Here is a 9,241-nt window from a genome sequence, read left to right as displayed (position 1 = left end):
AACAGCCTCGGAATGCTCATTTACAACCCGTAAACTCCGCTTCCTCGGCTGTTTTCGCCTTGCCTGACCTTCGTCTCAAGACTTTTCAGACAGACCCTAATCTCTGTGGATAACGCTTGGGATCGTCACCATGGACCTGATTCTGCTGGCCGTGCCGTTCTTCTTCGTGCTGATTGCTGTGGAGCTGGTCGCCGACCGGCTGCGCGGGCAGCGCAACTATCGTCTGGCGGATTCGATCAACAGCCTGAGCACCGGGGCGCTGTCGACCAGTACGGGGCTGCTGACCAAGGGCGTGGGGCTTGTCAGCTACGCGTTGGTCTGGGAGCACCTGGCCCTGCTGCGCCTGCCGGACAGAGCGGTTTGGGTCTGGCTGCTGGCGTTCGTGCTCTACGACTTCTGCTATTACTGGCTGCACCGCCTCGGCCATGAGCGCAACGTGCTGTGGGCGGCGCATTCGGTGCATCACCAGAGCGAGGAGTACAACCTCACCACCGCCCTGCGCCAGACCAGCAGCGGCTTTCTCTTCTCGTGGATCTTCTACCTGCCACTGGCCCTGGTTGGCGTACCGCCGCTGGTGTTCGTCACCGTGGCATCGCTGAACCTGCTGTACCAGTTCTGGGTGCATACCCGCCACGTGCCCAAGCTGGGCTGGCTCGAGTGGGTGCTGATCACGCCGTCCAACCATCGCGTCCACCATGCGCAGAATCCTTTGTACTTGGATCGCAACTACGGCGGCGTGTTCATTCTCTGGGATCGCCTGTTCGGCACTTTCCAGGAGGAAGACCCGCGCGAGCCCGTGGTGTTCGGCGTGACCACGCCGCTGGCGAGCTGGAACCCGTTGTGGGCCAACCTGCAGTTCTATGCCCAGCTCTGGAGCGATGCGCGGCGCACTCGCAGTCTGTGGGACAAGCTGCGGATCTGGTTCATGCCCACCGGTTGGCGACCGGCGGATGTGGCGCTGGGTTATCCACAGGCCAAGGCCGATCTGGCGCAGTTTCGCAAGTTCGAGATACCGCTGGGCCGGGCCCAGCAGCTGTACGTGGCGCTGCAGTTCGCCGTGTATGCGGGCTTGGGCAGTTACCTGATGGAGGTGGCCGACCGCGTGCCGCCAGTGGCGCTGGTGCTGGGCTGGACACTGATGGCGTTTGGCTTGTTCGTGCTTGGGATGGCGCTGGAGAACCGGCCTCGGGCCGCGCGCCTTGAGCTGCTGCGGCTGGTGTCCAACGGCCCGGCGCTTTACCTGGGCGGGGCGCTGGGCCTAGGGACGGTTACGCCCTTGGCCTGGCTTCTGCTCGGGCTCTACAGCCTGCTCAGCCTGTGGGGATTGGCCTTCTGCCGCCGCCTTGCGCTCCGCACGCAGGTTGCGGAAACGTCGGCGCAGCCAGAGCAGTCCGCCCAGCACCAGCAGGCCACCGAGCACCCATAGCTCGTACTTTTTCACGTTGCCCAGCAGGCCTTCGAGGATGGCGCCGAAGTGATAGGCCGCCGCGCCCAGGGCCAGGGCCCAGATTGCCGCGCCGATGCCGTTGAGCAGCAGGTAGCGCCGCGGAGGATAGCCGGACAGGCCGATGGCCACCGGCATCACGGTGCGCAGCCCATAGACGAAACGGAAGCTCAGCACCCAGATGTCGGGGTGGCGGCGGATATGCTCCAGCGCGCGGTCGCCCATCGCCTGCCAGCGCGGTTTGCGCGCAAGGATCTTGCGCCCGTGGCGACGGCCCATGAAATACCAGAGCTGGTCACCGGCATAGCTGCCGAAGAACGCCACCACCACGACCAGGCTAATGTCCATGTATCCACGGAACGCGAGGAATCCTGCAAGTACCAGGATGGTCTCGCCTTCGAAGAAGGTGCCTAGAAAGAGGGCGAAATAGCCGAAATCCTGCAGGAATTGTTGAAGCATTTTCTGAGGTGCTGGCGAAATGAACGCGCAGCCTACCCCTTCGCGCGCCTGGGGGAAAGTGTCCAAATGTGTCTCGACGTGAACATTTCCTACAAGGACAATGCCTGCGGCCACAAGTCGCAGGGTTGCTCTTCCCTGTAACCTAGGCGTCATAATGGGCGCTTATAACTGTCGCGCTAGCCCGCCTGCGCGGGCTCAGGAGTCTGCCGTGAGCTTTACCCCCGCCAACCGCCTGTTTCCTGCTACCCGCCTGCGTCGCAACCGCCGGGACGAATTCTCCCGTCGTCTGGTTCGCGAGAACACCCTGACCGTCGATGACCTGATCCTGCCGGTATTCGTGCTGGACGGCGAAAATCGCCGCGAGGAAGTGCCGTCGATGCCGGGCGTCGAGCGCCTGTCGATCGACCTGCTGCTCGAAGCCGCACAGGGTTGGGTGGAGCTGGGGATTCCGGCGCTGGCGCTGTTCCCGGTCACCCCGGTGGAGAAGAAGTCCCTCGACGGTGCCGAGGCCTGGAACCCGGACGGCATCGCCCAGCGTGCCACCCGCGCCTTGCGTGCGCGCTTCCCGGACCTGGGGGTGATCACCGACGTTGCGCTCGACCCCTTCACCACCCACGGCCAGGACGGCATCCTCGACGAAGAGGGCTACGTGCAGAACGACATCACCGTCGACGCCCTGGTGCGTCAGGCGCTGTCGCACGCCGAAGCGGGTGCCCAGGTGGTGGCGCCGTCCGACATGATGGACGGTCGTCTGCAGGCGATCCGCGAAGCCCTGGAGCTGGCCGGTCACGTCAACGTGCGCATCATGGCTTACTCCGCCAAGTATGCCAGCGCCTACTACGGCCCGTTCCGCGATGCGGTCGGCTCGGCGCTGAACCTGGGCAAGGCCAACAAGGCCTCCTACCAGATGGACCCGGCCAACAGTGACGAGGCCCTGCATGAAGTGGCCACCGACCTCGCCGAAGGCGCCGACATGGTCATGGTCAAGCCGGGCATGCCGTACCTGGACATCGTTCACCGCGTCAAAACCGAATTCCGCGTGCCGACCTTCGTGTATCAGGTCAGCGGCGAATACGCCATGCACATGGCGGCCATCCAGAACGGCTGGCTCAGCGAGGCCGTGATTCTCGAATCCCTCACCGCTTTCAAACGGGCCGGCGCCGATGGCATCCTCACCTATTTCGCCGTGCGTGCCGCTCAATTGTTGAGAGGGCAGTAACGCCCTCACAGGAACGTCAGATGAATAACGAAGTGCTCACTGCTGTCGAGATCAAGGAAGCCAAGGCCCTCCCGGAGGAACTGATGCAGACCCCGCCGGACCTCCCAGCGGCGCCTGCACCTGAGCCGGTGCCTGTCGTCGAGGCCGCCGCCCCGGCGCCGGCCCCGGCGATTCCGGTGCCGGGCCTGGACGACAGCAGCCTGTACATTCATCGTGAACTCTCGCAGCTGCAGTTCAACATCCGCGTGCTGGAACAGGCGCTGGATGAGTCCTACCCGCTGCTGGAGCGTCTGAAGTTCCTGCTGATCTTCTCCAGCAACCTCGACGAGTTCTTCGAGATCCGCGTCGCCGGGCTTAAGAAGCAGATCAATTTCGCCCGCGAACAGGCCGGCGCCGACGGCCTGCAGCCGCATCAGGCGCTGGCGCGGATCAGCGAGCTGGTGCACCTGGAGGTGGACCGCCAGTACGCGATCCTCAACGACGTGCTGCTGCCGGAGCTGGAGAAGCATGCGATTCGCTTCATCCGTCGCCGCCACTGGACGCCCAAGCTCAAGACCTGGGTGCGTCGCTTCTTCCGCGACGAGATCGCCCCGATCATCACCCCGATCGGCCTCGACCCGACCCACCCGTTCCCGCTGCTGGTGAACAAGAGCCTGAACTTCATCGTCGAGCTCGAGGGCGTCGATGCCTTCGGTCGCGACTCGGGCCTGGCGATCATTCCGGCGCCACGCCTGCTGCCGCGGGTGATCCGTGTGCCGGAAGAGGTTGGCGGCCCCGGCGACAACTATGTATTCCTGTCGTCGATGATCCACGCTCACGCCGACGACCTGTTCCAGGGCATGAAGGTCAAGGGCTGCTATCAGTTCCGCCTGACCCGAAACGCCGACCTGGCGCTGGACTCCGAAGAGGTCGACGACCTTGCCCGCGCCCTGCGTGGCGAGCTGTTCTCGCGCCGCTACGGCGATGCTGTGCGCCTGGAGGTTGCCGACACCTGTCCGAAGCACCTCTCCGACTACCTGCTCAAGCAGTTCAGCCTGAGCGAGAGCGAGCTTTACCAGGTCAATGGCCCGGTCAACCTGACCCGTCTGTTCAGCATCACTGGCCTGGACAGCCACCCGGAGCTGCAGTACACCCCGTTCACCCCGGCGATCCCGAAGATCCTGCAGAACGCCGACAACATTTTCAGCGTCATCAGCAAGCAGGATGTGCTGCTGATGCACCCGTTCGAATCCTTCACCCCGGTGGTCGACCTGCTGCGCCAGGCCGCCAAGGACCCGCACGTGCTCGCTGTGCGCCAGACCTTGTACCGCTCCGGGGCCAACTCGGAGATCGTCGACGCGTTGGTCGATGCGGCGCGTAACGGCAAGGAGGTCACTGCGGTGATCGAACTGCGTGCGCGTTTCGACGAAGAGTCCAACCTGCAGATGGCCAGCCGCCTGCAGGCAGCCGGCGCGGTGGTGATCTATGGCGTGGTCGGCTTCAAGACCCACGCCAAGATGATGCTGATCCTGCGCCGCGAGCAGGGCGAGATCGTCCGCTACGCGCACCTGGGTACAGGTAACTACCACGCCGGCAACGCCCGCCTGTACACCGACTACAGCCTGCTGACCTCCGATGACGCACTCACCGAGGACGTCGGCAAGCTGTTCAGCCAGCTGATCGGCATGGGCAAGACCCTGCGCATGAAGAAGCTGCTGCATGCACCCTTCACCCTCAAGAAGGGCATGCTCGACATGATCGCCCGCGAGACGCAGTTCGCGCTCGACGGCAAGCCGGCGCACATCATCGCCAAGTTCAACTCGCTGACCGATGCCAAGGTCATCAAGGCCCTGTACAAGGCGAGCCAGTCGGGCGTGCGCATCGACCTGGTGGTGCGTGGCATGTGCTGCCTGCGCCCGGGCATCCCGGGGGTGTCGCACAACATCAATGTGCGCTCGATCATCGGCCGCTTCCTCGAGCACACGCGGGTGTTCTACTTCCTCAACGGCGGCGAGGAGCAGATCTACCTGTCCAGCGCCGACTGGATGGAGCGCAACCTCGACAAGCGTGTCGAGACCTGCTTCCCGGTAGAGGGCAAGAAGTTGCTGCTGCGGGTGAAGAAGGAGCTCGAAGGCTACCTGACCGACAATACCCAGGCCTGGACCTTGCAGCCTGATGGTCGTTATGTGCGCAGCACGCCGACCGGCAACCAGAACCCGCGCAGCGCCCAGGCGACCCTGCTGGAGCGCCTGAGCAACCCGGTGCTGAACGTACGGTAGTCAGATTGCTGGGGCTGCAAAACAGCCCCAGCACACTCAAACCTTCAACGCACGCTCAGCACGAACCCGACCCGCGCCAGCCACTCAGCCTCGTTGGCGAAGTCGGCCTGGGTCAGCTGGTTCTGCTCCAGCCAGCCTTCAGGGAACACCACTTCCAGACTGTCGTCGGCAGCCTTGAGCTCGACCTTGGGCATTTGCTGGGTGCCGCGGATGTGGTGGAAGAGGATGGCGAAGCGCAGCAGCACGCACAGGCGGATCAGCTTGACGCCTTCGTCGCCGAACTCGGCGAACTTGTCCTTGGGGATGTTGCGGCGATGGCCGCGTACCAGCAGTGCCAGCATCTGCTGGTCCTCGCGGGAGAAGCCCGACAGGTCGGAGTGCTCGATCAGGTAGGCGCCGTGCTTGTGGTAGTGGTAGTGGGCGATGTCCAGCCCGACCTCATGCACCTTCGCCGCCCAGCCCAGCAGGTCGCGCCAGTTGCCGTTTTCCAGATCCCACGCCTTGGCCACCTGGTCGAAGGCGTGCAGGGCCTTGCGCTCCACCCGTGCGGCCTGGCCCTGGTCGACGTGATAGCGCTCCATCAGCGAGTTCAGCGTGCGCTCACGCACGTCCTCGTGATGATGGCGGCCGAGCAGGTCGAACAGCACGCCTTCACGCAGGGCGCCGTCACAGTGGTCCATGCGCTGCAGTTCGAGGGCGTCGAAGATCGCCTCGAGAATCGCCAGCCCCGCAGGGAAGATGGTGCGCCGGTCCGGTTTGACGCCGTCGAAGTCGATCTTGTCGACTTCGCCCAGCTTGAACAGCTTGCGCTTGAGCACGGCCAGGCCTTCGGCGTTGACTTCGCCGTTGCCATGGCCGTTGGCTTTGATCGCGGCGCCGATGGCGCGGATGGTGCCCGACGAGCCGATGGCCTCGTCCCAGGTCAGGCGGTGCAGGGCGTTCTCGATGCTCATCAGCTCAAGGCGCGCGGCGGTGTAGGCCTGGGCGTAGCGTGCCGGGGTGATCTTGCCGTCGCGGAAATAGCGCTGGGTGAAGCTTACGCAGCCCATCTGCAGGCTCTCGCGCAGCAGGGGCTCGAAGCGTTGACCGATGATGAACTCGGTGCTGCCGCCGCCGATATCGGCGACCAGGCGTTTGCCAGGCGTGTCGGCGAGGGTGTGCGACACACCCAGGTAGATCAGGCGCGCCTCTTCACGGCCTGAAATGACCTCGACCGGATGGCCGAGGATGGCTTCGGCACGCAGGATGAAGTCATTGCGGTTGCGCGCTTCACGCAGGGCGTTGGTGCCGACGATGCGCACTGCGCCGGCCGGCATGCCGTTGATCAGCTGGGCGAAACGCTTGAGGCATTCGAGGCCTCGCTGCATGGCTTCTTCGCTGAGCTGGCGGTCTTCGTTGATGCCCGCAGCCAGTTGAACCTTCTCCCCCAGCCGTTCGAGAATGCGGATCTCGGTATGGTGGGCCTTGGCCACGACCATGTGGAAGCTGTTGGAGCCAAGGTCGATGGCGGCGATCAGAGACAGGTTCTTCGCGGTGGTTTGCGGCATGATCTGGATGTTCTCGGTCGATAACCCGGCAATCCTGCCATGATCGCGGGCATACGCCAACGCGCGACATGGCGAGGATTGATGCAGGGCAATGTGCGGGTGGCCTGGATGACTGATCAACAAAGGCCTCGGACAAATCCTATGACGCTTGTATGACGGTTTCGATTCGGGGCGTCTTGCACAACTATAGTTACACTCAATCGGCCGTGGCTTCCTGTAGGGCGTGGGTGCGGCTATGATGGGCAACGTTTTTTATGCTTACGACCTGGAGAACTCCATGAGCAGCGATCTGATCAAACACGTCACCGACGCCACCTTCGAAGCCGAAGTGCTGCAGGCTCAAGGCCCGGTGCTGGTCGACTACTGGGCTGAATGGTGCGGTCCATGCAAGATGATCGCTCCGGTCCTGGACGACATCGCCTCCACCTACGAAGGCAAGCTGACCGTCGCCAAGCTGAACATCGACGACAACCAGGAAACCCCGGCCAAGCACGGCGTGCGCGGCATCCCGACGCTGATGCTGTTCAAGAACGGCAACGTCGAGGCCACCAAGGTCGGCGCGCTGTCCAAGTCGCAGCTGGCTGCGTTCCTCGACGCCCACCTGTGATGTGAAAAAGCCCCGCGAATGCGGGGCTTTTTTTGCCCCTGAGGCTCGATTTCCCCTGTCAAAACCACTAGACGTCGAAAAAAGCAAGTGTTACATTCGGCCTCGCACTGCTTCTCCAGTGCCCTCTGCACGCCGTCGCGACGCACTCCCAATTCGAATCAGTACGCGATCCTGTCGCCAATCTAGCGGCGCGACCTCATTAAGCCAGAAGCTTAATTCCCCCCTTCTTACATGATTACGTCACTCCCCTTATGAACCTGACAGAACTCAAGCAAAAGCCGATTACCGATCTGCTGGAAATGGCCGAACAGATGGGCATCGAAAACATGGCCCGTTCGCGCAAGCAGGACGTGATTTTCGCCCTGTTGAAAAAACACGCGAAGAGCGGCGAAGAGATCTCGGGTGACGGCGTGCTGGAGATTCTCCAGGATGGATTCGGTTTCCTGCGTTCGGCAGATGCCTCGTATCTGGCCGGCCCTGACGATATCTACGTCTCGCCCAGCCAGATCCGCCGCTTCAACCTGCGCACCGGCGACACCATCGTCGGCAAGATCCGCCCGCCGAAGGAAGGGGAGCGTTACTTCGCCCTGCTGAAGGTCGATACCATCAACTTCGACCGTCCGGAAAACGCGAAGAACAAGATCCTGTTCGAAAACCTGACGCCGCTGTTCCCGAACCATCGCCTGAAGATGGAAGCCGGTAACGGTTCCACCGAAGACCTCACCGGCCGTGTCATCGACCTGTGCGCGCCTATCGGCAAAGGCCAGCGCGGCCTGATCGTCGCTCCGCCGAAAGCGGGCAAGACCATCATGCTGCAGAACATCGCGGCCAACATTACCCGTAACAACCCCGAGTGCCACCTGATCGTCCTGCTGATCGACGAGCGCCCGGAAGAAGTGACCGAGATGCAGCGCACCGTGCGCGGCGAAGTGGTCGCCTCGACCTTCGACGAGCCGCCGACCCGCCACGTGCAGGTTGCCGAAATGGTGATCGAAAAGGCCAAGCGCCTGGTCGAGCACAAGAAGGACGTGGTCATCCTGCTCGACTCCATCACCCGTCTGGCGCGTGCCTACAACACCGTGATCCCGAGCTCCGGCAAGGTCCTGACCGGTGGTGTCGACGCCCACGCCCTGGAAAAGCCCAAGCGTTTCTTCGGCGCTGCCCGTAACATCGAGGAAGGCGGCTCGCTGACCATCATCGCCACCGCGCTGGTCGAGACCGGCTCGAAGATGGATGAGGTCATCTACGAAGAGTTCAAGGGTACCGGCAACATGGAGCTGCCGCTGGACCGCCGCATCGCCGAGAAGCGTGTGTTCCCGGCCATCAACATCAACAAGTCCGGCACCCGTCGCGAAGAGCTGCTGACTGCCGACGACGAGCTGCAGCGCATGTGGATCCTGCGCAAGCTGCTGCACCCGATGGATGAAGTGGCGGCCATCGAGTTCCTCATCGACAAGCTCAAGCAGACCAAGACCAACGATGAGTTCTTCCTGTCGATGAAGCGCAAGTAAGCGCAACTTTCAGGAAGCATTTGGGGCCGCTTCGCGCCCCTTCGCGGGCAAGCCCGCTCCTACAGGATCTGTGCGATATCTGTGGGAGCGGGCTTGCCCGCGAAGGGGCGCGAAGCGGCCCCAAATGCTTCCTGAAAGTTGCGCTTACTTGCGCTTCATCGACAGGAAGAACTCATCGTTGGTCTTGGTCTGCTTG

Annotated in this window: 6 protein-coding genes and 1 pseudogene; 5 read left to right on the top strand and 2 right to left on the bottom strand. The window is 63.0% G+C overall.

The genetic code is table 11. The features are described 5' to 3' along the window. Positions 1–130: 130 nt before the first annotated feature. A pseudogene (locus tag ACPZMI_RS00565) lies at positions 131–709 on the top strand (sterol desaturase family protein); the annotation flags it as partial. 549 nt (positions 710–1,258) lie between these two features. Here ACPZMI_RS00565 and ACPZMI_RS00560 read toward each other — a convergent pair. Next, positions 1,259–1,903: a DedA family protein gene (locus ACPZMI_RS00560; protein ID WP_186669887.1), complete on the bottom strand. Its 645-nt coding sequence runs from the start codon at positions 1,901–1,903 to the stop codon at positions 1,259–1,261. A 208-nt stretch (positions 1,904–2,111) separates the two neighbouring features. On the opposite strand from ACPZMI_RS00560, the gene hemB reads away from it, so the two are divergent. Together hemB and ppk1 are read left to right on the top strand one after the other, a co-directional pair. Further along, a complete protein-coding gene (gene hemB, locus ACPZMI_RS00555) occupies positions 2,112–3,122 on the top strand; it encodes a porphobilinogen synthase (RefSeq protein ID WP_186669886.1) in 1,011 nt (336 codons plus the stop codon). Positions 3,123–3,142: 20 nt separating this feature from the next. Next, the gene (gene ppk1, locus ACPZMI_RS00550; protein ID WP_186721038.1) at positions 3,143–5,380 is read left to right on the top strand and encodes a polyphosphate kinase 1; all 2,238 of its coding nucleotides are present in this window, start codon (positions 3,143–3,145) and stop codon (positions 5,378–5,380) included. A 44-nt stretch (positions 5,381–5,424) separates the two neighbouring features. Here ppk1 and ppx read toward each other — a convergent pair whose 3' ends face one another. Then, positions 5,425–6,927 carry an exopolyphosphatase gene (ppx, locus tag ACPZMI_RS00545; RefSeq protein WP_186709989.1) on the bottom strand — a complete coding sequence of 501 codons (1,503 nt, stop codon included), beginning with the start codon at positions 6,925–6,927 and terminating at the stop codon, positions 5,425–5,427. A 277-nt stretch (positions 6,928–7,204) separates the two neighbouring features. On the opposite strand from ppx, the gene trxA reads away from it, so the two are divergent. Then, positions 7,205–7,534 (top strand): thioredoxin TrxA, encoded by a 330-nt coding sequence (gene trxA, locus ACPZMI_RS00540; RefSeq protein ID WP_009684153.1) that lies wholly within the window; start codon positions 7,205–7,207, stop codon positions 7,532–7,534. 251 nt (positions 7,535–7,785) lie between these two features. Then, on the top strand, positions 7,786–9,045 hold the full coding sequence (rho, locus tag ACPZMI_RS00535; RefSeq protein WP_039581904.1) for a transcription termination factor Rho: 1,260 nt from the start codon (positions 7,786–7,788) through the stop codon (positions 9,043–9,045). The last annotated feature ends 196 nt before the right edge of the window (positions 9,046–9,241 follow it).

This window comes from Pseudomonas wayambapalatensis (genome assembly GCF_049942315.1).
GTDB classification, from domain to species: Bacteria; Pseudomonadota; Gammaproteobacteria; order Pseudomonadales; family Pseudomonadaceae; genus Aquipseudomonas; species Aquipseudomonas wayambapalatensis.
The sequence above is the reverse complement of the archived record's forward strand: the minus strand, read 5'-3'. Positions and strand labels throughout refer to the sequence as shown.

Bases quoted from the DNA above. Each gene is read 5' to 3' on its own strand.
- ACPZMI_RS00560 (WP_186669887.1), bottom strand. From the start codon at position 1,903: ATGCTTCAACAATTCCTGCAGGATTTCGGCTATTTCGCCCTCTTTCTA.
- ppk1 (WP_186721038.1), top strand. From the start codon at position 3,143: ATGAATAACGAAGTGCTCACTGCTGTCGAGATCAAGGAAGCCAAGGCC.
- rho (WP_039581904.1), top strand. From the start codon at position 7,786: ATGAACCTGACAGAACTCAAGCAAAAGCCGATTACCGATCTGCTGGAA.
- ppx (WP_186709989.1), bottom strand. From the start codon at position 6,927: ATGCCGCAAACCACCGCGAAGAACCTGTCTCTGATCGCCGCCATCGAC.
- trxA (WP_009684153.1), top strand. From the start codon at position 7,205: ATGAGCAGCGATCTGATCAAACACGTCACCGACGCCACCTTCGAAGCC.